Annotated in this window: 26 protein-coding genes and 2 pseudogenes; 26 read left to right on the top strand and 2 right to left on the bottom strand. The window is 67.5% G+C overall.

Going from position 1 to position 24,918, the window contains the following annotated elements:
• Positions 1 to 9: 9 nt before the first annotated feature.
• From AB0C75_RS26455 to AB0C75_RS26355, 21 genes and pseudogenes are all read left to right on the top strand, one after another.
• Positions 10 to 300, top strand: coding sequence for a hypothetical protein (locus AB0C75_RS26455; RefSeq protein ID WP_362894203.1), 291 nt, complete (start codon positions 10 to 12; stop codon positions 298 to 300).
• 118 nt (positions 301 to 418) lie between these two features.
• Positions 419 to 637 carry a hypothetical protein gene (locus AB0C75_RS26450; protein ID WP_362894202.1) on the top strand — a complete coding sequence of 73 codons (219 nt, stop codon included), beginning with the start codon at positions 419 to 421 and terminating at the stop codon, positions 635 to 637.
• A 963-nt stretch (positions 638 to 1,600) separates the two neighbouring features.
• Positions 1,601 to 2,209: a hypothetical protein gene (locus AB0C75_RS26445; protein ID WP_362894201.1), complete on the top strand. Its 609-nt coding sequence runs from the start codon at positions 1,601 to 1,603 to the stop codon at positions 2,207 to 2,209.
• A 290-nt stretch (positions 2,210 to 2,499) separates the two neighbouring features.
• Positions 2,500 to 3,114, top strand: a complete 615-nt coding sequence (locus AB0C75_RS26440) for an ATP/GTP-binding protein (protein WP_362894200.1) — start codon at positions 2,500 to 2,502, stop codon at positions 3,112 to 3,114.
• A gap of 46 nt (positions 3,115 to 3,160) precedes the next feature.
• Positions 3,161 to 3,853 (top strand): SAF domain-containing protein, encoded by a 693-nt coding sequence (locus AB0C75_RS26435; protein ID WP_362894199.1) that lies wholly within the window; start codon positions 3,161 to 3,163, stop codon positions 3,851 to 3,853.
• A gap of 2 nt (positions 3,854 to 3,855) precedes the next feature.
• Positions 3,856 to 4,731 (top strand): hypothetical protein, encoded by an 876-nt coding sequence (locus tag AB0C75_RS26430; RefSeq protein WP_362894198.1) that lies wholly within the window; start codon positions 3,856 to 3,858, stop codon positions 4,729 to 4,731.
• A complete protein-coding gene (locus AB0C75_RS26425) occupies positions 4,724 to 6,265 on the top strand; it encodes a CpaF/VirB11 family protein (protein ID WP_362894197.1) in 1,542 nt (513 codons plus the stop codon). Before AB0C75_RS26430 ends, AB0C75_RS26425 begins: the two co-directional genes overlap by 8 nt.
• Positions 6,262 to 7,176 carry a type II secretion system F family protein gene (locus AB0C75_RS26420; protein ID WP_362894196.1) on the top strand — a complete coding sequence of 305 codons (915 nt, stop codon included), beginning with the start codon at positions 6,262 to 6,264 and terminating at the stop codon, positions 7,174 to 7,176. The genes AB0C75_RS26425 and AB0C75_RS26420 overlap by 4 nt, the downstream gene beginning before the upstream one ends.
• Positions 7,173 to 8,069 carry a hypothetical protein gene (locus AB0C75_RS26415; protein WP_362894195.1) on the top strand — a complete coding sequence of 299 codons (897 nt, stop codon included), beginning with the start codon at positions 7,173 to 7,175 and terminating at the stop codon, positions 8,067 to 8,069. The genes AB0C75_RS26420 and AB0C75_RS26415 overlap by 4 nt, the downstream gene beginning before the upstream one ends.
• A 19-nt stretch (positions 8,070 to 8,088) precedes the next feature.
• Positions 8,089 to 8,277, top strand: coding sequence for a hypothetical protein (locus tag AB0C75_RS26410; RefSeq protein WP_362894194.1), 189 nt, complete (start codon positions 8,089 to 8,091; stop codon positions 8,275 to 8,277).
• A 49-nt stretch (positions 8,278 to 8,326) separates the two neighbouring features.
• A complete protein-coding gene (locus AB0C75_RS26405; RefSeq protein ID WP_362894193.1) occupies positions 8,327 to 9,016 on the top strand; it encodes a hypothetical protein in 690 nt (229 codons plus the stop codon).
• Between the two features lie 47 nt (positions 9,017 to 9,063).
• On the top strand, positions 9,064 to 9,468 hold the full coding sequence (locus tag AB0C75_RS26400) for a TadE family protein (RefSeq protein ID WP_329046807.1): 405 nt from the start codon (positions 9,064 to 9,066) through the stop codon (positions 9,466 to 9,468).
• The gene (locus AB0C75_RS26395) at positions 9,465 to 9,911 is read left to right on the top strand and encodes a TadE/TadG family type IV pilus assembly protein (protein ID WP_362894192.1); all 447 of its coding nucleotides are present in this window, start codon (positions 9,465 to 9,467) and stop codon (positions 9,909 to 9,911) included. The genes AB0C75_RS26400 and AB0C75_RS26395 overlap by 4 nt, the downstream gene beginning before the upstream one ends.
• Before the next feature lie 53 nt (positions 9,912 to 9,964).
• The gene (locus tag AB0C75_RS26390; RefSeq protein ID WP_362894191.1) at positions 9,965 to 10,351 is read left to right on the top strand and encodes a pilus assembly protein TadG-related protein; all 387 of its coding nucleotides are present in this window, start codon (positions 9,965 to 9,967) and stop codon (positions 10,349 to 10,351) included.
• An 8-nt stretch (positions 10,352 to 10,359) separates the two neighbouring features.
• Entirely contained in the window at positions 10,360 to 13,929 is a 3,570-nt protein-coding gene (locus AB0C75_RS26385; RefSeq protein ID WP_362894190.1) for a LysM peptidoglycan-binding domain-containing protein, read from the top strand.
• A gap of 359 nt (positions 13,930 to 14,288) precedes the next feature.
• Positions 14,289 to 14,843 (top strand): hypothetical protein, encoded by a 555-nt coding sequence (locus tag AB0C75_RS26380; RefSeq protein WP_362894189.1) that lies wholly within the window; start codon positions 14,289 to 14,291, stop codon positions 14,841 to 14,843.
• A 20-nt stretch (positions 14,844 to 14,863) separates the two neighbouring features.
• Positions 14,864 to 14,992, top strand: a pseudogene (locus AB0C75_RS26375) (leucine zipper domain-containing protein); the annotation flags it as partial.
• 504 nt (positions 14,993 to 15,496) lie between these two features.
• Complete coding sequence (locus tag AB0C75_RS26370; RefSeq protein WP_362894188.1) at positions 15,497 to 15,664, top strand: hypothetical protein; 168 nt, start codon at positions 15,497 to 15,499, stop codon at positions 15,662 to 15,664.
• A 2-nt stretch (positions 15,665 to 15,666) separates the two neighbouring features.
• Complete coding sequence (locus AB0C75_RS26365) at positions 15,667 to 16,647, top strand: hypothetical protein (protein ID WP_362894187.1); 981 nt, start codon at positions 15,667 to 15,669, stop codon at positions 16,645 to 16,647.
• 258 nt (positions 16,648 to 16,905) lie between these two features.
• A complete protein-coding gene (locus AB0C75_RS26360) occupies positions 16,906 to 17,166 on the top strand; it encodes a hypothetical protein (RefSeq protein WP_362894186.1) in 261 nt (86 codons plus the stop codon).
• Positions 17,167 to 17,226: 60 nt separating this feature from the next.
• Positions 17,227 to 17,874 (top strand): ScbR family autoregulator-binding transcription factor, encoded by a 648-nt coding sequence (locus tag AB0C75_RS26355; protein WP_362894185.1) that lies wholly within the window; start codon positions 17,227 to 17,229, stop codon positions 17,872 to 17,874.
• Positions 17,875 to 18,052: 178 nt separating this feature from the next.
• Here the strand turns inward: AB0C75_RS26355 and AB0C75_RS26350 are convergent, their stop codons facing one another.
• Entirely contained in the window at positions 18,053 to 18,925 is an 873-nt protein-coding gene (locus tag AB0C75_RS26350) for a hypothetical protein (protein ID WP_362894184.1), read from the bottom strand.
• 372 nt (positions 18,926 to 19,297) lie between these two features.
• Here AB0C75_RS26350 and AB0C75_RS26345 point away from each other — a divergent pair.
• Positions 19,298 to 19,591, top strand: a pseudogene (locus tag AB0C75_RS26345) (transposase); the annotation flags it as partial.
• Between the two features lie 228 nt (positions 19,592 to 19,819).
• Here AB0C75_RS26345 and AB0C75_RS26340 read toward each other — a convergent pair.
• On the bottom strand, positions 19,820 to 20,506 hold the full coding sequence (locus tag AB0C75_RS26340; protein ID WP_362894183.1) for a ScbR family autoregulator-binding transcription factor: 687 nt from the start codon (positions 20,504 to 20,506) through the stop codon (positions 19,820 to 19,822).
• 1,142 nt (positions 20,507 to 21,648) lie between these two features.
• Here AB0C75_RS26340 and AB0C75_RS26335 point away from each other — a divergent pair.
• From AB0C75_RS26335 to AB0C75_RS26320, 4 genes are all read left to right on the top strand, one after another.
• Positions 21,649 to 22,866: an acyl-CoA dehydrogenase family protein gene (locus AB0C75_RS26335; RefSeq protein ID WP_362894182.1), complete on the top strand. Its 1,218-nt coding sequence runs from the start codon at positions 21,649 to 21,651 to the stop codon at positions 22,864 to 22,866.
• Positions 22,853 to 23,752 (top strand): DUF692 family multinuclear iron-containing protein, encoded by a 900-nt coding sequence (locus tag AB0C75_RS26330; RefSeq protein ID WP_362894181.1) that lies wholly within the window; start codon positions 22,853 to 22,855, stop codon positions 23,750 to 23,752. The genes AB0C75_RS26335 and AB0C75_RS26330 overlap by 14 nt, the downstream gene beginning before the upstream one ends.
• Positions 23,749 to 24,597, top strand: a complete 849-nt coding sequence (locus AB0C75_RS26325) for a hypothetical protein (protein WP_362894180.1) — start codon at positions 23,749 to 23,751, stop codon at positions 24,595 to 24,597. Before AB0C75_RS26330 ends, AB0C75_RS26325 begins: the two co-directional genes overlap by 4 nt.
• 109 nt (positions 24,598 to 24,706) lie before the next feature.
• A partial coding sequence (locus AB0C75_RS26320; RefSeq protein ID WP_362894179.1) for a hypothetical protein occupies positions 24,707 to 24,918 on the top strand: 212 nt, incomplete at its 3' end.

The raw sequence follows: 24,918 nt of genomic DNA, 5'->3' as shown, positions 1-24,918 counted from the left end.
GGAAGCGGCATGACCCTGCCTATCAGCAGCGGAAGCCAACAGCCACGATCCGGCGCTTCGGCCGCCTTCCCGGAAAATCGCGCCTGTCGGGAGGTCGATGACATCGTCGCCCCGTTCCCGCCGGTGGTCGCAGAGCTGCTCGCCCTGCACTCCCACGCCACTGCGCTACTGGCCCTGGGCGAGACGGAGCGCTGTCCACAGGAGTACCAGCTGCTCGCGCGGTACATCATCCAGAAGCTGCTGAGGGGATGGGCCACACAGGACCGCCTAGGCACCATCGACGACATCATCCCTCAGTGATGGGCGAATCGGTGAACGTGCACCCCGCCGGACCCACGGCGGGTGCGCTGCTCCACCTGCCGGGCGCAGGCCGTCTGCGTTCGAGCGGCCGAGGCGTTTCCCGTCGAAGAGACCGAGGATGGCACATGTCCAGGTTGCCGCGGCTCCTGTGGCGGAGCCGTTGCCAACGCCGGCCGCTGCGCTGCCGGTAACAGACCTCGACCTCGCACTCGCACTCGCACTCGCCCAGGCTCTCGCGGGGCTTGATGGCGGGGTGGCGCACGAACTCCTCCAGCGGCAGCTTGAGCGTGTCCACCGGCTGGCGGTGGTGCGCCTCGCACAGCGCCACGCTCGATGACTTCCATGGGCGTTGGCACTCGGGCACTCGGGCACTTGGCATGGCTGCTGGCACGCGCCGAGCATGCGCCCTTTGACGACCTTGATGAAGTCCTCGACGCTCAGCCCCGACTGCTTCCAGGTCGCCTCGCATCCCATGCACCGAGGCTGGCCGAACCGGGCGCCGCGCACGCAGCCGTTCACGACGCAGTCCGGCACGCCCAGCACCGGGTGGCTCTTCGGGTAGAAGATCGCCCGCAGGTCCCAGTCCCACCGCACGAGCTGGAGGAACTCGGGGTCCAGGGCATCGATGATCTGCCGGGTGCGGGCGTCCTCCACCTGCACGGGGGCAACCAGAGCGGAGGCCCATCACTGCTCCCTTTGCCCGCGCATGGCGCGCGGTGAGGGCACCCGCTGGATCGCTTCACGCCGTCGGTCGCGGTTCGGGATCAGGTACGGCACAGCGGAAGACGGATGGGACTGGCCCAGGAGCATCTGCACCTTGTCCCACTCTCTCGCCCCAGAGAACAGCAGCTGGCGGCGGCGGTTGTACAGCCGGCGCCAGGGCGCCGATCGGTGGCTGGTGGCCGTACCGGGGGCCTCAGCGGTTCTGCGCTGATCTGACCCGGGAATAAGCGGCCGCTCAGACTTTTGATAGAAGGCAGAGCCCGCCGCCTGATTCGCCGTCAACTTAGAGTGCCGATGAGTCGACAATATGAAACCGCCGCAGCATGTAGGCCGTGCAGTCATCAGTTTCAGTGAAGAATCCAAGGCTACGCGTTCCCTAATATGCCCAGGAACGTCTGCTATGCGTTCCGTTTGGTCATATTGAACGCCCCTAACGGGCTGGGTTGTTGGCGAAGCTTTGCGTAATGTATGGGAGCGGACCGCCAGGTTTGTTTTGGGGGAGCGGGTCTGACTCCTCACGGTGTACCTGGCAGCGGGCAGGCCGGGAGGCACTGTGGCATATGCAGGGGGAGACCAGGTGGCATCACGAGTACGACCGAACCAGGCGAGGCTTCGCGACCGGAATCCTTCCCGGCAAGTTCTTCTGCTGCTCGCAGCCTGCACGATGGTGGGACTCTCTGCCTGTGGTTCCGGTGATTCGGATGCGGCCGATCCAAAGCCCTCTTTGACGCCGTCGGTTAGCCAGTCGGCCACGCCGGCAGACCCTGCGGAGGCCGCTAAGAAGGAAGCCGTTGCCGTATACCTGAGCTACTGGCAGGAGATGGAGAGGCTGTACGCCGACAGCAGCGGCAAGTCAGCCAACCTCAAGTCGTTTGCCGCGTCCCAGGCACTGAGCTCGGCTGAAGCTGACGCGAAGAGCACCCATGCGCGGAAGCTGATTCATACTGGCGAGGTGTCGGTGGGGAGCCCGACGGTCACCAAACTCGACATGGACCGCAAGATCCCTAACGCGAGTTTGTCGAGCTGCTTGGACATCAGCCGGTGGAACGTGATCAACGTCGAGACTAAGAAGCCTGCCGATCTGCCCGCGGGCCGTCTGACGAAGTTCGTGGTCAGCACCACGGTCGAGCGTTGGCCTGACGGGTGGAAGGTCATCCGCGACGATCCCACGGACAAGGCATGCTGACCGTCCGACATGCCTTCGCCTGGCCGCTCGGCCTCGCTGCTCTCGCGCTGCTCACTTCCGTCCCTGCTTACGCCGATTCTGAGCCCAGTACGGGAGTGAAGCCCTGCGGAAAGTGGACCTGCGCCGGTGTCGGTGTTCCGCAAGCGCCTGGATCTGCAGAGCCCGCCAAAGGAGACGGGAACGGATCGGGAGGCGAAGCCGGCGGTGCAGATTCCGGCGCCGAAGGCGACACGGAGAACCCGTGGCACTGCGTCTACAAGCTCGCCGACCCGCAGCCGCCTGCAGGCAGCTTGGACTGGGAGGGACATGAGCCCGGAGACGGCGCCGTCTACGAGGAGATCTGCTCTTTCGAAGAAGACCCAGCAACCAGCGACGCCGCCTTCAGCCGCATGGTCTGGGCGGCCGACCCGCCCACGGCTCCAGTTGTCGACCCTGCCGTTCTGGCCCAGCAGGCCGTCGACAAGATGCTGCTGCGCGCCCCGGCGATCGGAATCACACCCAAACCAGGTGGCAAAGGCGTCGTCGGGATGCCGGTCTACATGTGGACCGAGAAGGGCCCCGAGACGTACGGCCCGAACGTGGCCAGTGCTTCCGCCGGGGGCGTCACCGTCACAGCTACCGCCAAGGTCAGCAGGATCGTATGGACCATGGGCGATGGCAAGACCGTCACCTGTACGACAGCAGGCACGCCCTACCGCGCCGAGTTCGGGAAGAAGCCGTCCCCGGACTGCGGTCACCGCTACGAACGGCCTTCATCGGCTACGCCGTCCGGCAAGTTCCACGTCACCGCGACGTCGACCTGGACGATCGACTGGGAGGCCACCAGCGGTCCGACCGGTCAGCTCACCGAAATCCGGGACGGTGCAGTAGACATCACCGTCGCCGAGGTCCAGGTCCTCAACTGACGCGTCACCGATCCACCCGAAGTGATTCGAGAGGCAACACCACCCCATGGAGTCTCCAGCCGCCGCGCCGACGGTGCCCCGCCCCACCAGCCCCTCTCGCCCCGACATTCCCATCACGACGGCACCCCCCGTCAAGCGTGAGCGCCGCTGGTCTGTCGCAGCTCTGTGCATCGTGCTGGCCGCGGTCGCCGGACTCGCGGCCGCCGCCGCAGTCACCTCCGCAGGCGATCGAACCAAAGTGCTCGCCATCGCCCGGGACGTGCCAGCCGGACAGGCCCTGACCCCCGCAGACCTCACCGTCGCCGAAGTCTCCGCCGACGCACGGCTGACGCCGGTACCCGCTGCGGACCGGTCCGCGATGGTCGGCAAACGGACCGCCGTCGACCTGCGCCAGGGCGGGCTGCTGACCTCCTCCCAGCTCGCCGCAGGCACCGGCCTTGGTGACGACAAGCAGCAGGTCGGAGTACAGGTGAAACGCGGCCAGGCCCCGGCCGGCACCCTCTCCGCCGGAGACAAGGTCCTCGCCGTCACCACACCCGCGCAGGGAGAGCAGACCGACCCAACCGATGCCGAGGCACCCCCGTCCACGATCAAGGGCGCGGTCGTCTCGGTGTCCCGGCCGGACGCCTCCGGAACGGTCGTCGTCAACCTCGCCGTCGCCCCCACCGACGGCCCTCTGCTGGCGACGCGTGCGTCCATCGGACGCATTGCGCTGGTCCGGGAACCACGGAGCAGCTGACCATGCCCGTCACCGCACTCCTGTCCGCCAAGTCCTGCGGCGTCACCGCCTCGGCCCTGGCCCTCGCTCTCGCCTCGAAGCGGCCCTCACTGCTCGCCGAATGTGATCCGGCCGGCGGCACCGTCCGCGCCGGATTCCTCAACGGCGAGGTCGGAGCCGGCTACGGCCTCTACCACCTCGCTGCCGCCGAGCGCACCGGACCGGACGCCCTGGCCAACGCCTTCGCCAACCACCTGTGGCCGATGGACAAGGCCGGGCACCGCAAGCTGCTGCCCGGCCTGACCGATCCAGCCCAGGCCGCGGCACTCAGCCGGACCTGGCCCTCCCTGTCCGAGGTCCTGCACGTCCTGTCCGCCGACGCCGGATACGACGTCCTCATCGACGCCGGCCGCCTGGCCCTGGAATCCGGACACCTGCACCCCACCCTCACTCCCGCGCCGCTGATCCACCGTGCCGACCTGGTCCTCCTCGTCGTCCGCAGCACCGAGCAGTCCCTCACCCTGGCCCGGCACGTCATCGACCCCCTGCGCACCGAACTGCAGGAACGAGGATCCGGGGCCGACGCCCTGGGGCTCCTCCTCATCGAGGACGGCTCCTACCGGGCCCACCAGGTCGCCGAGGCACTCAAGGTGCCCGTCTTGGCGGCGCTGCCCTGGGACCCGGACACAGCTGGCTACCTCGCACACGGGGGCCGCCCGCCGCGCGGATACGGGCGCAGCCCTCTGCTGCGCCATGCCCGTACAGGCACTGAGCAGATCGAGGCGGCCTCCTCACGCCGGCGCATCCAGCAGGAGTTCCCGGCCCGGCAGGCCAACCCTCAGCTGGCCGGGGTGCTGCAACGGCTGGCCGAACAGCGCGGAGGGGGAAACCGTGGCTGACACCCACCAGCGGCCCGGTGCGAACGGACACCCCGCCCTGGGCCGCGAGGAGCTCACCACCCTGCTGGCCGGACGCCTCGCTCAGCGACCCGGCGCACCGGCCGAGCCCGAACGCCCGGCGGCGCCGTCAGCCGTCGCAAGCCCCACGGCCGTGCCACGCCTGGCCGGTCTGCCCGGCGACCTCCCCGTCGAATGGGAGGTGATCGAAGCCCTCCAGGCCGAGGTGTCCCGGACGCTCAGCACCCGTGACCCCGACAAACTCATGGAGGAGAGCGACCGCCGGGCCCTCGCCCGGTCCCTGGTCACCGCAGCCGTTGCGGAGTGGTCGGCGAAGCACGCCCACGGCAACACCCCGCTCACCGCCGAGCAGGAAGCCGCGATCGGCGGCGCCGTCTTCAACGCGATGTACCGCGGCGGCCGGCTGCAGGCCCTGCTGGACGAGGACGGCGTCGAGGACGTCATGGTCGACGGGCTCACCGCCCACGTGGAGTACTACGACCGGCCCCGGCGCACCGTCGACCGCGTCGCCGACTCCCACGAGGACCTCGTCGCCTGGGTCAACCGGATGGCCCGGCTCTCCGGGCACGGCGAACGCGCCCTGACCCAGGCCACCCCCATGGTCGGCTTCCGCATGCCCGACGGATCCCGCGTCACCGCGTCCACACTGACCAGCAGGCCCTCCGTCGTCATCCGAAAGCACCGGGTGAGGGACACCGGTATCAAGGAACTCGTGCAGTGGGGCACCCTCAACCCGCTCCTGGAGCCCTTCCTTATCGCGTGCGTTCGCGCCCGCATGAACATCCTGGTCGTCGGCGACATGGGATCCGGGAAGACGACCCTGCTCCGGGCCCTCGGGCGGGAGATCCCGACCGACGAGCGGCTCGTCACCCTCGAATCCGACCGGGAGCTCTACCTGGACGAGCCCGGACCCAAGCCCGGGCCCCTCACCTTCGGGTTCGAAGCCCGGCAGTCCAACGGCGAACGCCACGGCGACAAGCTCGCCGGCGAAGTCACCATCAGCGACATGTTCCCCACCGCGCTGCGCTACAACGCCTCGCGCGTCATCGTCGGCGAGGTCCGCTCCACCGAGATCCTCCCCATGCTGCAGGCCATGTCCGCCGGCGGCTCCGGATCCATGTGCACCCTCCACGTGAGGCGCGCGCACGGGATCATCTCCCGCCTGGTCCAGCTGTGCACGGAGGCAGGCATGGCCACCGAAGCGGCCAACCACCTCATCGCCTCCAGCATCGACGTCGTCGTCTACATCACCTACCTCAACGAGTCCGGCCGCGGCGGCCGCAAGCACCGCTACACCTCCCACATCTACGAGGTCCACGACGTCGTCGGCGAAGGCGGCCGCCCCGTCACCACCGAGATCTTCGGCCCGCACAGCGGAGAGCCGCGCGCCATCTACAAGAACATGCCGGGCTTCATCGACGACCTCGAGCGCACCGGCCACTTCCACCGCTCATGGCTGACCGACAACCCGCACGGCTGGTGGGGGCCGCCCCTGCAGACAGTGAGCACCACATGACCACCTCCCAACTGGCCCTGGTCGCCGCCTGCTGCACCATCCTCGCGATCCTCGCCGTCCTCAGCGCAGTCCGCGAACTGCGCGGCCGGGTCCGCGATGCCACCAAACCGCCCTCGCGGATCACGGCCCGTATCCGACGGGCCCAGGCCGAGCTGCCGGCCAAATGGCGCGAGCGCTGGCGCTACCTGGTCGCAACCGCAGGCATCGTCACCCTTCTGGTCTGGGCATGGACCGGGTGGCCCGTGCACGGCCTCCTCGCCGGAGCTGCCGTCATCGGCGTCCCCTACATCCTCAACCCGGGAACAGCCGCGTCCCTGCGAATCGAGCGCCTCGAAGCGCTCGCCCAGTGGCTCAACCACCTGGCCGGCGTCCACACCGCCGGCATCAGCCTCGCCCAGACGATCCGCGCATCAGCCAAGCACGCCCCCGCCCCCATCGCGGCGAACGTCCGGGCCCTGGCCGACCGGCTCAGCGACGGCACAGAAGCCCACGACGCGTTCGCCCTGTTCGCGGACGAACTCGCCGACGGAGTCTCCGACCACGTCGTGCTCCTCTTCCAGAGCCACGCCGTCTACAAGGGGCCCGGCCTCGCCGACGCCCTGGAAGCCCTCGCCATCACCATCCACCAGCAGGCCGCTGACGCCCGCGACATCGAGGCCGACCGGGCCAAGGTCCGCAAGTCCTCCCGCATGGTGTCCATGGTCATCTGCGTCGTCGTCATCGGCTGCATGCTCAACGACGCCTGGTCCGGCTGGTACCAGTCCGGGATCGGCCAGCTCGTCCTCGCCGGCATCGGAGCCCTGTTCGCCCGGACCCTGATGTGGCTGCGCAACATCGCCCGCACCCAACCGGACCCGCGGCTCCTGGACCCGCTGCCCGCCCACCTCACCCCCCTCGGAGACCCCCGATGATCCCCATGGAGGCCGTGCTGCCCGCCGCGGCCGCCGGCGCCCTCATCGGTCTCGGCGTCCGGGCAGCCTGGCCCGCGAAACCAGACCTGGCCAGCGCCCTTGACCGCCTCGACACCACCACAGCCGCCCCCGCCTTCTCCGCGACCGGCACCCCGGCGACAACGGGGTCGCTGCAGGAACGCGTCGGTGCCCGCCTGCTCGGCGAGTTCGGTAGCCGCATCACCCTGCCCGTCAAAGACCTCAACCTTCTGCGCATCAGCCCGGCCGAACATCTCGGCAAACGCGTCCTGCTCGCCCTGTACGGACTGCTCCTGCCCCAGCTGGTCCAAGGCCTGCTCGCCCTGGCCGGCGTCGCCTTCCCGTACACCGTCCCGGCCCTCCTCTCGCTCGCGCTGGCCGCCGTGTTCTGGTTCTGGCCTGGCAAGGACGTCGCCCGGGACGCAGCCGCAGCCCGCCTCATCGTGCGCCACGCCGCCGCCTCATATCTGGAGCGCGTCGCACTGGCCCGCGTCGCCAACTCCGGCGCCGCCCAGGCCCTCACCCAGACCGCCGACGTCGGCGACGGCTGGATCTTCGTCCGTATGCGCCAGGTCTTCCACCAGGCCGACCTCGCCGGCGTCACCGTCTGGGACGCCCTGCGCCAACTCGGCGAAGAGCTCGACATTCCCGAACTCGGCCGGCCCGCCGACACCCTGGCCCTGGCCGGGGACGGCGCCGCCGTCTACACCACCCTGCAGGCCCAGGCTCGCCAGCTGCGCATCGCCATGCTCAGCGACGCCAAAGCCAAAGCCAACGAAGCCAGCGAGGCGATGGTCCTGCCCGTCACCTTCGGCGTGGTCCTCATGCTCACCTTCGTCATGATCCCCATCACCGCCACCATCCTCGGCAGCTGAAAGACACCAGGAGACACCCATGGACATCCAGACCCTGACCGTGTGGATCCGCGCCCGCTACGCCCACCTGCAGGCACGCCGCGACGCCGGCGCCACCAGCACGGAGATCGCCGTCATCACCGGTGCCCTCCTCGTCGGCGCCGGCCTCCTGGTCGTCGCCATGCGCAGCAAGCTCGACGAGAAGATCGGCATCATCAAGGGCGGCTGACCCCGACCTCATCCAGCCCGCCGATGAACCCACGAACAGGACACCTCAGATGCCTCGCACCGCACGATCCGGCGCCGCACGACTGGCCGGCCCTCTCGCCGCGGCCGCGCTGACCGCCACAGCGGCCACCGGGTGCGGCAGCGGCAGTGCTCCCGTGAGCTTAGGAGCAGAGCCGGCCCCGTCGACGCAGGCGGGTGGCGGACCGGCCTCGCAGCACGCCCCGCTGCACACCGCCGATCTCGAGGCCGCCCTGCCCAACCAGCTCAGCGTCCCCGCCGACCTGAACGAGCCCCGCACCAGGAAGGCCTGGGACACCCTGGACGCCACGATCTGCCAGTCCGAACGATGGCCGGACCCCTGGTGCGCGAAGGCAGTGGCTGTCGGGCTGGCCGGCTTCACGAACCTCGAAGACCAGGAACTGACGATCCGGCTCATCTCCTTCCCCGACAGCGACACCGCGGCACAGCTCTTCGAAGGAGAGGGGACCCCGGACGAAGTCGGCGAGAACCCGCCGGGCGACGAGATTGACGGGTTCGAGATCGAGGCCTCCGAGCAGACGCCGACGTGGAGCGGCAAGGGCATCAACGTTCGCGAAGGATCCGTCACCGCCAAGATCGAATACACGTGGGCGGAAGGCACCAACATCCCCGCCGAGCGCATGCAGAAACTGGCGAACATGGTCGTCCAGCGCATCCAGCAAGCGCAGAACGGCGAGCCGCCGACCGCTTCGGCTCGCTGAACCTCGGCCACCCACGCCTTCAGGACGTTCGAAATGAGGAAACGACAGTGAACCTCCGCACGGTATGGCGACGCCGTACACGGCGGCACGACCGCGGGTTCGCCAGCGTGGAGTTCGCGGTCCTCGCCGTCGTCATCCTCGCCCTCGTCTTCACCGCCCTGCAGGTCGGCCTGTACTTCCACGCACGCAAAGTCGCCCAGTCAGCCGCCCGGCAAGGCGTCGAATCAGGACGGCAATTCGCCTCCAGCCCCAGCGACGGAGTCGCCCAGGCCCAGGACTACCTCGCCCGCTTCGGCGGCAGCGTCCACGGGGCCAGCGTCTCCTCCTCCGGCAGCAGCGCCGACGAAGTCCGGATTACCGTCCGCGGCAGCGTCGCCACCCTCGTCCCCGGCCTGGAACTGTCCGTGACCCAGCACGCCGAAGCACCCATCGAACGCTGGACCACCCCATGACCCCACCACGTACCACGAAAGCCCGGCGACGAGACCGCGGAAGCTACTCCATCGAGACCGCCGTGCTCGCCCCCGTCGGCATTGCCCTGCTCCTGCTCATGCTTGCCTTCGGCCGGGTGACCGACGCGGAAGGCGCCGTCGACTCCGCCGCCCGCGCAGCCGCCCGCGCAGCGTCGCTCGAGCGAGACGCCGGCAGCGCACAGTCCGCCGCCCGAGCCGCCGCAGAACGCAGCCTCCAAGGCGAAGGCATCACCTGCCGGGCCTCCAACGTCACCATCGACACGGCCGGCTACTCCCTCGACATCGGCGTGGAGGCCAACGTCCAAGCCTCCATCGCGTGCACCGCGGACCTCTCCGACATCGGCCTGCCAGGACTGCCCGGAGCGAAGACCCTCCGCGCCTCCTGGACCAGCCCGCTCGACACCTACCGGGGCCGACAGTGACACGACTGCGCACCTTCATCGCCCGGCGCCGAACAGACGATGACAGGGGCTCGATGTCCCTCTTCTTCGCACTGTCCTGCATCGCGATCCTCATGGTCATGGGCCTGCTCGTCGACGGCGGCGGGGCACTCAACACGGCCAACCGCAGCACCTCCGTGGCACAAGAAGCCGCCCGCACCGCCGGCCAGCAGATCGACCCCGCCCAAGCCATCGAAGGCACCGCCATCACCATCGACCCCGCAGCCGCAGTCGGCGCGGCCCAGGACTACCTCACCGCAGCCGGCGTCCAGGGCGACGTTCAGATCACCGACGGCGGACAAACGCTCACCGTCACCGTGACCGACACCTACCAGACCTACTTTGCGCAGTTCATCGGGAAAAGCACCATCACCGTCAACGGCACCGCGCAAGCACACCTGCAGACCCAAGCTGGAGGCTGAGCCACCCCATGGCCCACCGCACCCCCGCCCCCCTGCGCGCCCTCGGCGCTCTGCTCGGCCTGGCCCTCCTGGTAGCCCTGGTCGCTGGCGTCCCGTACCTGCTGCTGGCCGTGGGCCACCAGCCCACCGAGCTGACCGGGGGAACCGAGCTGCTGATGCAGCAGGACGACGGATCCCTGTTCCTGGTCGTCCTCACCTGCCTCGGCTGGGCCGGCTGGGCCGCCTTCACCTTCTCCACCCTGCTCGAAATCGTCGCCGTCCTGCGCCGACGCTCCGCACCACGCATCAAAGGCCTGGGCGGACTCCAGTCCCTGGCCAGCTTCCTGATCGGCGGCATCGTGCTGCTTGCCCCCACCGCAGCATCAGCCGCCACCGTGGCGCCCGCCGTCGCGGCCACCGCCGTACAGACGACCGGCGAGACGCCCTCGGCCGCGACACCGAGCACCAAGGCCTCCGAGGCAGCGGACTGGCCCGAGCACACGGTCGCCACAGCGACCGAACTGCCATGGGACCTGGCCGAGGAGTACCTCGGCGATGGCACACGCTGGAAGGACATCGCCGCCCTCAACCCCGACATCCCGCAGCTGGCCGCAGGCGACCAGTTCCTCCCCAAGGGCGCAGTCGTCAAGCTGCCAGCCGACGCCCGGCCCATCGAACCTGCGGCGAGCACCACACCGACAGCGAACGAAAGCCCGGCCGGCACCGACCACGCAGCACAGAACGACGGCCCCGACGAGTCCCGCTCCGGGGCAAAGGCCGGCGAAGTCCAGGAGAAGAGCGTTACGGTCCGCTCAGGTGACAGTCTCTGGTCGATCGCCGACGACCACGGCGACCCGGACAGCTGGCCGGCCATCTTCGCGGCGAACAAGGGGGAATCCACCCCGGACGGAAAGACGTTCGACAACCCGAACCTCATCTTCCCCGGCCAAGAACTGGACCTGCCCCAGGCCGCCGGCCAGCCGGACAAGCCGACAACCCCCGACAAGAGCACCAACGACCGCACCACGCCGGACACAGCGACGGACCCCGGAGCCGACAGCCCCGCAGCACCCTCGGACGACACACCGGACAAGGAAGCCGACGGCAACCTCGAGGCGCACCCCTCAGCTCCCGCACCGGCCCCCGCTGCCACAACGCCACCCTCCCCGGCCCAAAGCAACCCCGCACCAGCACCCGGGGCACAGGACAGCAGCAGCGAGCACGCCCCAGAACGCGACAACGGAGACCAGGCCCTGGCCCCGGCCGCCGTGTGGATGGGCGCCGGCGCCCTGGCCGCCGCCCTGGTCGGAACCCTGACCACCCGCCGCATCCTCCAGCAGCGCCGCCGCCGCCCCGGCCGACGCATCCCCATGCCACAAGGCCGCGCCGCCGCGACCGAACAAGGACTGCGCGCCGCCCAGCACCCCACCGGCTTCGACCTCCTCAGCACCACCCTGCGCACACTCGCCCTCAACCTGACCGCAGCAGGCCGTGAGCTCCCCACCCTCGAAGCGGTCGTACTGCACGAAACGAAGGTCGAACTACACCTGAGCGGTGACACCGCCCCCATGAAGCCCTTCCACGCAGCCGCCGGCCGCCAGGACCTATGGATCTGCCCCGCGAGCAGCCCTGACCTCGCAGACGAGGACACCCTCAAAGATGCCGACGCCCCGTACCCGGCCCTGGTCTCCATCGGCTGGGACGTCTCCGGCCACCTGGTCCTGATCGACCTCGAACACATCGGCATCCTGCACCTGGCAGGCGACCCGGACGCCGCCCGCGAAGTCCTGCAGGCCATCGCCGTCGAGCTCGCCAGCACCCCCTTGCCCGACCACATCGAAGTCACCGCCCTCGCCGAGACCGCCCCCGGCCTGGACCACGCCGCCCCCGAACGAGTCGCCCGCATCCACGACCTCACCGCCGCCACCGCCGAACTTGTCAGCCACACCGCCGATCAGCGCCGCGCCCTGGCAGCCGTAGGCGCGAGCAGCCTGCGCGCGGCCCGACGGATGGACGACGCCGGCGGAGCCTGGACCCCGCACATCCTGCTGGCCACAGAACTCCCCGACGATGACCCAGCCCTCACCTCACTCTTCGACACCCTCACCCACGCTCCCCGAGCAGCCAGCGCGGTCATCACCTCCAGCACCACCACAACACCGGACCACGCCTGGACGATGGACTGCGGCGGGACAGACCAAACCATCGTGCTGCCCGGATCCAACCTCCCCATCAAACTGCAGGGCCTGAGCGACGAGCACTTCGCCGACGCGATCGAACTGCTGCGGATCGCCGCGAGCGACGCCGACGTCCCCGCCCAGGACTGGACACCCATCGACGACCTGCGCGAAGAGAAGCAGCACGAGGACGATCCCGAAGGGACCACCACCAGCACCGCAGGCGCACAGCCGGACGAAGACGGCCTCCCCCAGGAATACGCAGAGGAGGACGCCCTCGGTGACCACAGCGACCACACGAACGCTGCACCCGACACCCCGAGCGGCCCCGCCGAGCCGAGGTCACCCAGCACGGCCGACCCAGCGACGGCTCCTGCGGAGAGCGGGCCCTCACTTGCCGAGATCCTCGCTGAAGACGGCGAAGCTCCCCAACCTGCCGCCGAGCAGAAGCCGAACACCGGACCAGCAGCTGACCCAGGCAACGTCGCCCTCGCTCTCGCATCGCCATGCGCAGCCCCCACCCCAGCCGCCGTCCACGTCACCATCCCCGCACCGGCAGCTGAAGCCGAGCCGGACAGCACTCCCACGCCGCCGCACGAACACCAGGACACGACCGAGCCCGCCGCTCCAGAGGACATCGACGAACCTTCGCCCAACCCCGCAGCGCCTGCCGTGCTGCTCCTGGGCCCCATCGGCATCGAGGGCGCCACCGGCCGAATCGACTCCAACCGTCGCAGCATCGGCACCGAACTCGTTGCCTACCTCGCCCTCAACCCCGCCGCCGACCACCACGCAGTGGACGACGCCCTCTGGCCCGGACGCCTGGTCAACAAGCAGATGCGCAACGCCGTCATCTCCCGCACCCGCTCGTGGCTCGGCAAGGACCACGACGGCAACGCCCACCTCCCGCGCGTCCAGGACACCGGCGACAGCCGATACCGACTCAGCCCTGCCGTTACCTGCGACTGGACCCAGTTCCAGCACTTCGCCCGCACCGGCCTTGCCCGCCATGACGAAGACGGCGACCTCGCGCTCCGCCGCGCACTGGCACTCGTCCGCGGCCGCCCCTTCACCGGCATCGCCCCCCAGCGCTACGCCTGGGCCGAGCCCGTCATCCAGGAGATGGTCTCCGCACTCGTAGACGTCGCGTACGAGCTGTCCACCCGCCGGCGGGAAGCCAACGACATCCCTGGCGCCCTGTGGGCCGCCCGCCGAGGCCTCCTCGCGGCCGAGGAAAGCGAGATGCTGCACCGTCAGCTCTTCCTCGCCCACCACGCCGCTGGTGACCTGGACTCGCTGCGTGAAGCTGCAACTCACCTCGCCCGCATCAACGAGCAGCTGCTCGGCGGCGTCGATATGGAAGCAGAAACCGCCGAACTCTTGCGGAATCTGCTGCCCCGCCCCGTGACTCGCGCTCGCTGACAAACCTCATGAGGTGGGTGCGATGGGGTGGCGGCCGAGGAGACTGCGGGGCTGTGCGAGGTAGGCGTTGATTCGTGAACGGGCGACTGACCATTTACAACTGCACGAGAGCTAAGGACGTTCTTATGGCAACGATGAGCAGGACAAGGCCGCGCTGGGCTTCGGCATGGGGGGTTGGCAGCTTCGCCATTCTCACGCTGTCTCTGGCGGCTTGCGGCGTCACCGACGACGCCGGGCCGGAGGGGAACGGCGGGGCTGAGTACAGCGCCCGCCCCAGTACCACGGCCGCCCCTACGTCCAAAGCACCGTCCGACTGGACCGAGCCCTCGCGGTGGGCGGCTCTGCCCCGCAACGAGCGGATGGATACGCGCGGCAACCAGGTGGGCTTCCCGCAGAGCACCGAGGGCGCCGTCGCGATGCTGGCCGCGACGAGCAACACCACGGTCAAGGCGGGCCGCACCGCGGTGGACGTGCAGCTGGGCATCTACGAGTCCTACATGGCCCAGGCCGACCACAGTGACGTCAACGCCGAGAAGATCGAGCTCCAGGCGATCCAGACGGACAAGAAGATCCGCACAGACATGGGCCTGCCCGCCGGAAGCGCCCTTCCGGGCGGGGCCTACGTACGCAGCCACGTGATCGGCTTCCAGGTCGTGAAGGAGTCGGGGAGCGAGGTGAGCGCCTGGCTGCTGTCGCGCGCGACCACGAAGTCGGGGGAGACGGCGAAGGAGCGCGGCACCTACACGCGGTCACTGGTTGCCGCGATCTGGGAGGACAGCGACTGGAAGCTGTCGTCCGCCGCCACGCAGCGTGCGTACCAACAGGCGGGCAGCAACGAGAAGCCACCGATCGTTGCCCCAGGTGACGAGTCCTTCAACCGTGGCGGTTGGACAGCCATCCGTGGGGCGTCGTAGGCACAGACGACAACCCGGCGTGGGCCGGCCGCTGCCGGGCTCTGGGCGAGGCCGGGATGACGGACCTCTCCTCCCGCCCGCACCACAGCCCTCGCAGGACCCCGACCCGCACCGAACGCCGCAACATCAAGGTCCGCATCCTGCGCCGCTGAGGCCCGGCCCGCATCGCCCATCTGCTTGGCCTCGAGGCAGAAACCGCCGAACTCTTGCGGAATCTGCTGCCCCGCCGCGTGACTCGCGCTCGGTGATCTAGACGGTTCCAGCGTTCGTAGCGGCAGCGGAGCTGGCGAAAGCGGCCCAGCTATGCCCCAGTCCACTCGATGGGCGGTCGTGCCGACGGAGGCGGTTCGGCGGAGTTGATACTGCGATGGGCGATACGGACCATGGCCTTTGTCGCCCCAGGTAGCAGTGGACTCGGGGGTGGGGCTATATCTCCGTGCAGTTTTCGCGCTTCCGCAGCACTCCGGCCTGGCTGGCGTCACCCCTGCTCAATGGCGCGGAAGCGCCGTGACTGACGATAACCCCGCGAAGTTTCCTGCATCTCGCGAGAGGCGTCGTGAGCTCCTAGAGGTGCGGCACCGCCCCGGATCCACACGGTCGGGCTGCACTGCCGGGCATACCCGGCAGCAGACCTCGCGAAAGGGACCACGTACGTGAACACCAACGCCGGCGGAGGCGCCGGCCCGCGCTTGCCCATGCTGCTCTTGGTGACGGTTGCGGCCGTCGCAGCCGCGCAGAGCGAGGCCTGGGCGAGTGCGATTGGAACCGCCGTCGCCCTGTACTCCGCCCTGACCGTCTGCAGCCAGGACCGGAGGAACTGACCATGGCCCGCACGAAGCCGTCCACCGCCCACCTTGCCCTGGTCCGAGCCCTCAAGGAACACGGGCTCAAGGCCACCCCGACGCAAGTGGAGCGCTGGCAACAAAACAGCTGGCTTCCCAGTCCCTCGGCCTGGTTCGAGCCGGACTCCTCCACCATCCAGCCCCACATCCTGCGTCGGGCTCTGCGCTTGGCGATCACCGCGCGGCAGGGCCGCGGCATGGGGTGGATCGGGTGGCACTTGTGGGCAGCCGATGCCACCCCTGACAGCGCCCAGCGGCTGCGGTCAGCCCTGAACGTGAGTCTGAAGCGGCCGCTGGCGCGAGCGGGCGTCGACAAGATCCCCACCGGGAACTCCGACCGGGCGTTCAAGGCCAGACAGGCCGCGGCCACGAGAATGCTGAGGAATCGACGTTTGCCGCGGCGGGACCTGGACGAGACTCTGCGCGCCCACGCTGCCGAAGCCGGGCTCGAACTGCCCCGCTCGCCGGGCGCTCTTCCGAACGTCTTCCACCCGGCCCTGATGGCCCCCGGCGCCCGGGTGCTGCTCGGCGGTGCCGCCGACCTTGGGATCGAGGAGTTGCTGGAAGCCCTGAAACAGGCCATGCCAAACCACACCGAGGTGATTGAGCACATCCGTGAGGAGCACCGAGAGGCTGAGCTCGCTGGGACCGACCTGCTGGCACAGTCCCCGTGGGCTCAGGGCATCGCCGGCATGGTGCGCACCGTCGAGACGGCCGACGACCGGGACCTATGCCACGCCGTGCACACCTGCACGTTGGCAACCGGCGCTTGGCTTTATCGAGCAGTAGGGACGTCACTTGTCGACGGGCTTGGGAGGCGCCCAGAACCACGGTCGGGTGATGTTGATGAGTTTGGGAGGCACTGGGGTTCTTGCCAGGGCAGCATCGGGGTGCTCCTGGTGAAAGGTCCTGGTCATGCCGCAGATGTCGAAGGTCGAGCTGTACGCGGCGATCCGGCGTGACCATCGCGGCGGCATGTCGATGCGGGAGCTTGAGCGCAAGCACGGCGTGACCTGGCGGACCGTCCGGAAGGCGTTGGACTCGTCCTGGCCGGAGCCCCGCAAGAAGCTGCCTCCACGAGCCACCACGTTGGACTCGTACAAGCTGGTGATCGACGAGATCCTGCGGGCGGATCTGGACGCGCCGCGCAAGCAGCGGCACACGGTCACCCGGATCTTCCACCGGCTGGTCGAGGAGCACAGGGCGGATGTCCCTACGGGGTGGTGCGCTACTACGTCGCCAGCCGGAAGCCCGAGATCTTGGTCGAGTCCGGCAAAGCGCCGCTGGAAGCATTCGTCCCGCAGACACATCTGCCCGGCCACGAAGCGGAGGTCGACTTCGGTGACGTGGCCGTGCGCCTGGCCGGCGAGCTGGTCACCTACTCGTGCAGCAGTCCCGACCACGTGCGGGCCCTGTGGGATAACGGGTACTTCGGGCCAGATCCCCCCGGACATGGCTCAAGCTGGGCTGTGGCGCGCTGATATGGTACCGATTCACGATCTTTTAGAATGGCCGTCGGGTGAGGTCAGGGGGAGCGCGAGTTGGTACAGCAGCAACGGGCGATCCGCACACGCTGGGTATTCCTGGAAGCGGCTGCCGAAGTCTTCGACGAGCACGGTTACGACGCCGCCACGATTTCTGCGATCCTTGAGCGAGCCGGGCATACGCGGGGTGCGCTCTACTTCCATTTCACGTCGAAGGAAGCGTTGGCACGGGGGGTCCTCGATGAGGCAGTGACCTCGGACGGGGTCACCCCTCAAACCTTCAAGCTGCAGGAATGGGTGGACACGGCCCTCCTGCTGGCCTATCGACTTCCGAGAGAACCCCTGCTCAGCGCCTCGATACGACTGTCGGTCGACGTGCAGGCGCGCCGCCTCTTCGGTACTCGCTGGCCGGACTGGATCGCCTATGGAGCCGATCTCCTCACCGAGGCGAAGGTGCGAGGCGAGTTGCTTCCGAGCGTTGACCCGGTCGCCATATCACGGCTGCTGGTCGGGTCCTGGACAGGAGTCCAGGTAGTGCGGGAGTCGAGTGCCGAGCCTCCCGACCTCGTCCGCGAGATTTCGGCCCTCTTCGAGATGGTTCTCCCCAACATCGCAGTGTCCGGCGTACTGTCTCGCCTGGACACCTCCCCACACCGTGCTGAACGTCTCCTCGATCAGAACAGGGCAGCTGCTGCCGCGTCCTGACGCGGCAGTCGAGGGACTGACCATGCCAGTACCTGCCCGGCAGAACGATGAACGAGTGGTCCCTGTTAATGGATCCTGGGGGTGAGCCTTTCGCCGTGGAGCTGGCCCCACACTGTTGCTCGTGCGTGAAAACCTTAGATTCGGTGGCCGGCCCTCGCTCGCTGGAGCGGATGAGAGGTCAGTTCTTCAGCGGTACGCCAGGCAACTGCAACCGATTCTCGCCGTTGCTGCTCAGGGCAGTCAAGGAGACACTCAATGGAGCAGCAGCACGCAGGCGCAGCTCACGGACGATGATGCCTGCTGTGGTTTCAGCTGTGTCCGGGCCGGGTTCGAAGGAAGCAATCCATGCTTGGAGCTGATGGACCCTGTGCTGCCACCCTCGGGCTTCCACGGCGTCCGGCTCAGGCTTGGCAGTCGTTGCCCGATCGTCGTGAAGGAAAAGAGCAAGCCCGTCTTCTGCGTTCTGCAGCAGGCCCAGAATACGGTCTCCGCTCACCTGCTCGGTCACGTCGAACGCAACTTCGTCGCACCAGCCTGCTTCGTGCAAGAGCTTGGTCTGTTCAACCCAGAGCTCCAACAAGCACCGCAGTGACTGTTCAAGCTGGTCCCAGTCGCTCGTAGGCGGAACACTGGGCTGCTCCAGTGCAGGCCCTCGTCGAACAACCTGCCACAGGTAGGGCAGCTCGAGGTAGCTAGGCGACTGGCCGGGCCTCGTGCCTACTCCGCTGCGGAAGGCAGTGGCTTCGGCAGCGTCGAGAGATGCAGACGACCGGAGTGACATCGTCACTTGCTGCTCCTGAGTCACCGTGAGCGTATTTGGCCCATGGCGCCAGCGGACGAGGACTCCTGCGGCTCCTCCGGCATACAGGTCGGGGGGTCCGACTTGCGACTCGACTTTGTTCACAATGTCTGTGAAGTAGGTGCGATCGGGGGATATGGGCTGGCTCATGGCCAGCGTGCCGTCCAGCGGCTTGCCTGAAAGCAGGTCGTCTATCCCGGAAGCGATGAGGTCGGAGTCGACCGCTTCCATTGCTTCTGCGTTCGAGATCACGGCTTCTCACTCCTGATGCGTGTGTGGAGTACGGATTGAGCGTGGTGTGCGTGCGGTGGGGAGCGCGTGCGTCCCTGTGAGGCGGGGTTTGGTGCTGCCTGCACACCGAGGCGTACAGGGACCTGACACTCTGTCCGCCGGCCCCGTGCCGGCGGACAGGCTCTGCTGGCGCAGGGACAGTCGTCAGCGCTTTGCCGCGCCCTTCCACCATGTGACGCGCACGCTTCCCGCGCTCTACATTAAACGGGGAGCACGGCCTGTTTGACCACTGCGGGCCGTGAAGTTCCCGTAAGAGCTAGGGCGTGTATCGAGTCGTGATCAATATGTGCGTTTCGCCCTCGTTGAGCGGGCGGGTCCGGTAGTCCGTAATGCATGACACGGGCGCAACTGACGGACTTGGAGTGGGAGTACGTTGAGCCGTACCTGCCGGTCGGTGAGTACGGCCCGTATCCTGCGCGGCTGCGGAAGCGGTTCGGGGGTGTGATCTGGAAGTTCCGCTAGGGAGCACAGTAGTCTGAGATGCTGGCCGAGTTCGGTGCGTAGTCCACCGTGCACAACCGCTTCCGCCAGTGGCGGGACGCCGGCGTCTTCGAGGCCCTGCTCGAAGGGCTGATCGTGCAGGCGGCCGCGCGGGGTGAGGTGGACGTCTCCCTGGTCAGCGTGGACTAGGCCCGGTGTCCGTACCTGTCCGGCAGGCCAGAGGGGCAAGGTGCTCGTTTGTTAGCGGGCCTCTCGCGGCCACTCCTTCTACGCGGTGCTGACACTACCGAGTTCTACTTTAAACGGGGTGTTCGGACTGGTTGAGCTAGCGACCGTGTGGGTTTCATGTGGAGAGCGCGAGCACCTGCGCCGCTGAGTGATGCCGTGGGAGGCCTCAGTTGTGTGCATGAGCTCTCAGCCAGCGGACGGCTCCTCCCAGGGAATGCGGGTCCAGCGGTCCGCTTCGTAATCGAGGCCCCTCTTCAGTGCACTCATCGTCGCCATGCCAGGGAGCAGGGCCTTCCACATACTCTCGATCCGTTCGGTCAAGTCGCTACGAAGGGGCCCCGTGATCTGTAGAGAGGTCAGCTGGGCCCCAACGAAACTGGACTGAATCAGCTCGGCGGCGGAGCTTGCTGTCCAGTCAGCAGACAAGTGACCCATGGCGTCAACCTGTGTCATCAGGTAGGACGCCAGCTCGATCCACTGGCGCGTAGGGCCGTAAACATCCAGGTCAGATGGCACGCCTCCATCGATGGACAGTCGGACTCCCGCCCTGGCTTCCGGATGGGTCTGCAGGAGCCGGGCGTAGATGAACGAGGTATCAATCGTCTCCTGCCACTTGGACTCTTGAGGCCTGACCCTGCTCATCGGCACCTGGACTTCCAGCAGGGCTTCCGCAATCTGTTCTTTTGCGTTGAAATGGTGGTAAAGGGCACCTTTTGTGAGCTGTGCGCGGTCCAAAATCATGCTGATCGACGCGGCGGCGTACCCCTTCTCGTCAAAGATCTGCGCTGCTGCGTGAATGATCCGGTTTCGTGTCTCTATCGATCGCTTCTGCAGTGCCCGCGGAGTCGGCTCTGTGTGTGGATTACCGTGCATCTCGTTATGTCTGCCTTTCAATGTTGCGAACCGGCCATATGGTGCGCTGGAACGGCGCCATGGCCATTGGTATTGCAATACCGACCGCTCGCCCCGTAACGTTCGCAGCGGCGGAGATGATCCGTCTCCACTTCCAAGGGTCGCGTCTACCTGCGGTTTCGGTCGACTTGCGGCTTTAGAAGGGCTGAGATGTATACGTGTGACACGGATGTTCTCCTACAAGTCGTCCGTCAGGGGCTGTTCACGGGCTGGGGAAGGCTTTGGCAGCACGACCAAGTCGATGTTCTTCGCGATGGCCGCGACTCGCCGTCAGGATGAGCGCCCAGGTGCCGTGCGGCCACGCCCGCCCGCGAACTATCGACTTAGGACACTAGCAACAGGCCTCGCTCCAGCGCCTCCGGCAACTCGCCAGGTCACAGGGGGCCGTCGAAAACTGCCTGTGCTTCGTCCGCGAGAACACGCTTCGCGAGGACGCCTCAAAGCTCCGAACCGGCCATGTTCCCGGTAGGCATGGCAATACGGCGCAACCTGGCAATCAACACACTCCGCACCGACGGCGCCATGACAAGGGCGTCGGCCTTCACTACGCTCTACTACTCTTCACTTGCCCCGTCGCATCCCGGGCATCGCGTGACCAGTACATCTACAAGACCACGAGACTCTGCAACACCCCTGGGAAGCTGCGCCCCCGGAGGGTCGAGGCCGTTTACCCGGAACCGCTTTATTTATTTCCCTGAAAAGATGGTCTGTGTAGGAACGGCTAGGCGGTTATCATGGCTGATATTTTAAGGTCGGACCAAGATCAAGTTTCAGCCTTACACCCCCAGATTGTGTGTCAGCTAGAGGTTGACGGACGGATTGATGGAGTGTGAACATAATGCACATCGGTAGAATCGGCGCCCGAGAGGGTGGATAAGATAAGAGTTTACTGAGGGTTTCATTTCAGCGTGCAATCTCTTTTGTGTGCTTCTGTAAAGTTGACTGTGACTGTCGGCGAGGCGGCCGGACGCGCCGATATTAAAATGTCTCTACCCTGTGCTACTTACGAGACGCGGCCGTTTTAGAGGCGGTATCTTCCAAGGCGTCTCAGGATGTTTCCGGCACGGCTCATTTGTGGACTTTCTGCACCTGGAGAGGGTCGCGTGAAATTTTCTCACCAGACATATCGGGATACATTCGTCGCGGCATGCCTAGGCGGACTTCCGGAAAGCTCCAAGGACTGGTTCCGTCTCCTGGACGGCATCACGGACGGCGTGATCGCCGCCGAGGCCGCCCAGGCGGACACCACCGGAAATCCACCCCTGCGCTCGCTTGCCGCGCTCGACGAACTCGGAGCACTCGGAATCCAGGTGCCCGTGGAATACGGCGGGCTCGGTTACGGCGACGGGGCGGCCTGCCTCGTCGTCGAAAGGGTGGCTCAGGCATGCGCGTCCACCGCCGCCGTGCTGATGTTCCACTTCCAGGTGGTGCGCCGGACCCTCGCCTTCGGTGCCGACGAGTGGCGCGGCGACGATCTGCACGGGTTCGCCACCGGCTCCCTTCTCGGTGCCAGCGCCTGGACCGAGAAGGCGACGACCAAGAATAAGGGGAACCTCCAGACTCGGCTGGTGTCCGTCGGCGACGGGTCGACGCTGGAGCTGTACGGCGACAAGACCTTCTGCACGGGCCTGGCCTCTGCCGGAGTGGTGCACGTCCTCGCGGACACCCACCTCGACGGCGAGCACCAGGGCCCCACGTTCGTCCGCGTCGATCCCAAGGACCCGAACCTCCGGATCTCCGCTCCCTATCCGCTCCTCGGCCTGCGAGCGTCCGGAACGGCCTCTGTGGAACTGCGCGGAGTCGGACTCACGAGGACCGACCTGGTCGGCGAGCCGGGTAGCGGCAAGGAGCTGATGGGCCGCAACCACGAGGTGTGCCTCAACCCCGGGCTGCTTGCCCTGGGCGCGGCGGCCGGCGCCTTCGAGGACGCCTGCCTGATGGCCACTGGACGGCTGCCGGAGACACAGCCCCGCACCGGCGCCGACCACGTTCGCGCCGCTCTGGCCGACACCCTGGTGCGCGTCGAGACGAGCTACGCCTACGCGGCCCTCGCCGTGGCAACAAGCGGGCCCGGGGCGTCCCCCGTGACCTCCAGCAAGTTCAAGTTGCAGGCCTCCGCGGCGGCCGAGGAGATCACCGCCGGCCTGCTGCACACCGTCGGATCGCGCGGATTCCTGGCCTCGTTCCCCTTGGAACGCCGGCTCAGGGACGCCAGGGCCACCGCCCTAATGGGCCCGTCCAACGAGCTGATCCGCGACCGGATCACCGACCACCTACTCCTCACCGACGCTCTGCCGGAGGCGGACCATGACCAACGCTGACCAGGTACGAGGGCCCCGGCGGCCGGCGACCATCGGGGCAGGCTACCTACACCACTGCACACCGGCCCACCAGAAGTACTTCGAACACCTCATGGAGATCGACGCCCCGGTCGACATGATCGAGTACCTCGCCGCCCACTTCGCCACCGACCCCGACTTCATCGGCGAGATCAACGCCGCCACCGCCGGTCTGCCCTCGACCCTGCACAGCTACGAGTACATGCTCGGTTCGGTCGAGGAGCCGCCGGCGGACACCGTCCAGCGGCTCCAGCGGATGGCCGAAGTCTCCAACTGCCGTTGGATCGGCGAGCACGTTGGCATGGTGGGCACCCGCGACACCTATTCGGGAACGTTCATGCAGCCGCTGGGGACCGACGAGCAGACCCAGGTTTTCATCGACAATCTGCGCGCCGCCAACGAAGCATCGCCGTATCCGCTGATCGTGGAGAACCAGCCGATGCTGTTCAACCAGATCGGGCCGCGCACCATGTGCCAGCAGGTGGCCGACATCGCGGTCGGGGCCGACGCCGGCATCCTGCTCAGCCTCTCCAACCTGGTGATCTCCAACGACTACCACCCCGTCGACTGGGACAGCGAACTGAGCCGCATACCGCTGGACCACGTCTGGCAGGTGCACCTCCCGCTCCCCAACGAGAAGGAGCTCGCCGAACCCGAGTACGCCCGCTTCCGGGAGAACGAGAAGTGGGTTTTCTCCGCCCTGGAGAGCCTCTTCAAGGACAAGGACTTCCGGCCTGCGGCCGTCATCCTCGAAATCGAGGCCAGCGGCACCCCCTCCCGTCCTTCGCCCAAGCGCACCAAGGAACGGCTGGAGTGGATCCGCGACCTGATGGGATCCCGGGCAGCGGAAGAGGAGGCCGTCCGATGAGCCTGGCCGGACTGCAGCAACTGTTGACCCGGTCGGTACGCGACGCCGAGTTCCGCCGGGCCGTCGTAATGCCGGAGGGCCTGGACCGGGCCGCCTCCGAACTCGGCCTGACCGGCGAGGAGAAGGCCCAGTTCGCGGCCATCGACCCAAACTACCTGGAGGGCGTCGCCACCCTCGTCGTCAAGCAGCGCATCGTCCGCCGAGAAGCGGAATTCGGGCTCTTCCTCAACGCGCTGTTCCGTTACACACCGCGCGGCCGCTTCTTCGCGACGTACCACCAGGCGGTGTCGATAGGTCAGTTCGGGCGGATGGAAGAGCTGCGACGGTTCAGCGACTTCGCCTTCGAATACATTATCGACAAGTCGCTGCCGGAGCACCTCGTGGACATCCTCCGCTTCTGCGCCTACGTCTGCGAGCTGGCCGAAACGCCCAAGGTGTGGCCGCAGGAGCCGCAAGGGCCGGCGCGGGCCAGCAGCACGATGCTGCTGCGCAAGCCCTACGCGGTCGTCGACTTCCGCTACGACATGCTGCGTCTGGCGAAGGAGGACGACGACTACGGCGTCGATCCGGCGCCCCGGCCCACCACCCTGCTACTCCAGCGCGACTGGCGGCAGCCCAAGCGCGCCAGGGCTTTCGACCTGAGCGAGCACCCGCTCCTGGCGGAACTGACTAAGGGCCCCCGCACGGTGCTGGACGCCGGTGCGCTGCTGCCCCAGTTCACCCACGGTTTCGTCAAGGAACTCGTGGAAAGCCTGCACGACCGTCAGATCGTGCACCTGATACTTCCCGCCGAACTGGTGGGGTACGGCCTCGCCGACCCGGTGGGGACACCCGCAGATTCCTGACTACAGGAGGTGACCGCCGACTGCCACGTGAGGGAAGGCCAACAGCTCGGTCGACTACGCCGGGCAGACAGTCAGTCGCAAAAGCGGAAATCAAATGAGGGGTTCTTCCATGAGTACCACATTCGGTCCGGGCACGGTCGTCGCCAAGAACCCGGCCAACTTCACCGACGACGACTTCGGCCCCAACACGGTCGTCGCCAAGAACCCGGCCAACTTCACCGACGACGACTTCGGCCCCAACACGGTCGTCGCCAAGAACCCGGCCAACTTCACCGACGACGACTTCGGCCCCAACACGGTCGTCGCCAAGAACCCGGCCAT

This window comes from Streptomyces sp. NPDC048565, from assembly GCF_040650935.1.
Taxonomy (GTDB): Bacteria; Actinomycetota; Actinomycetes; order Streptomycetales; family Streptomycetaceae; genus Streptomyces.
Note: the sequence above shows the minus strand (reverse complement) of the source record. Positions and strands in the feature narration are given on the sequence as shown.

Excerpts from the sequence above, each read along its gene's own strand:
- AB0C75_RS26455 (WP_362894203.1), top strand. The coding sequence starts at position 10 with ATGACCCTGCCTATCAGCAGCGGAAGCCAACAGCCACGATCCGGCGCT.
- AB0C75_RS26450 (WP_362894202.1), top strand. The coding sequence starts at position 419 with ATGGCACATGTCCAGGTTGCCGCGGCTCCTGTGGCGGAGCCGTTGCCA.
- AB0C75_RS26435 (WP_362894199.1), top strand. The coding sequence starts at position 3,161 with ATGGAGTCTCCAGCCGCCGCGCCGACGGTGCCCCGCCCCACCAGCCCC.
- AB0C75_RS26430 (WP_362894198.1), top strand. The coding sequence starts at position 3,856 with ATGCCCGTCACCGCACTCCTGTCCGCCAAGTCCTGCGGCGTCACCGCC.
- AB0C75_RS26420 (WP_362894196.1), top strand. The coding sequence starts at position 6,262 with ATGACCACCTCCCAACTGGCCCTGGTCGCCGCCTGCTGCACCATCCTC.
- AB0C75_RS26415 (WP_362894195.1), top strand. The coding sequence starts at position 7,173 with ATGATCCCCATGGAGGCCGTGCTGCCCGCCGCGGCCGCCGGCGCCCTC.
- AB0C75_RS26410 (WP_362894194.1), top strand. The coding sequence starts at position 8,089 with ATGGACATCCAGACCCTGACCGTGTGGATCCGCGCCCGCTACGCCCAC.
- AB0C75_RS26405 (WP_362894193.1), top strand. The coding sequence starts at position 8,327 with ATGCCTCGCACCGCACGATCCGGCGCCGCACGACTGGCCGGCCCTCTC.
- AB0C75_RS26395 (WP_362894192.1), top strand. The coding sequence starts at position 9,465 with ATGACCCCACCACGTACCACGAAAGCCCGGCGACGAGACCGCGGAAGC.
- AB0C75_RS26390 (WP_362894191.1), top strand. The coding sequence starts at position 9,965 with ATGTCCCTCTTCTTCGCACTGTCCTGCATCGCGATCCTCATGGTCATG.
- AB0C75_RS26385 (WP_362894190.1), top strand. The coding sequence starts at position 10,360 with ATGGCCCACCGCACCCCCGCCCCCCTGCGCGCCCTCGGCGCTCTGCTC.
- AB0C75_RS26380 (WP_362894189.1), top strand. The coding sequence starts at position 14,289 with ATGGATACGCGCGGCAACCAGGTGGGCTTCCCGCAGAGCACCGAGGGC.
- AB0C75_RS26365 (WP_362894187.1), top strand. The coding sequence starts at position 15,667 with ATGGCCCGCACGAAGCCGTCCACCGCCCACCTTGCCCTGGTCCGAGCC.
- AB0C75_RS26340 (WP_362894183.1), bottom strand. The coding sequence starts at position 20,506 with ATGCACGGTAATCCACACACAGAGCCGACTCCGCGGGCACTGCAGAAG.
- AB0C75_RS26330 (WP_362894181.1), top strand. The coding sequence starts at position 22,853 with ATGACCAACGCTGACCAGGTACGAGGGCCCCGGCGGCCGGCGACCATC.
- AB0C75_RS26325 (WP_362894180.1), top strand. The coding sequence starts at position 23,749 with ATGAGCCTGGCCGGACTGCAGCAACTGTTGACCCGGTCGGTACGCGAC.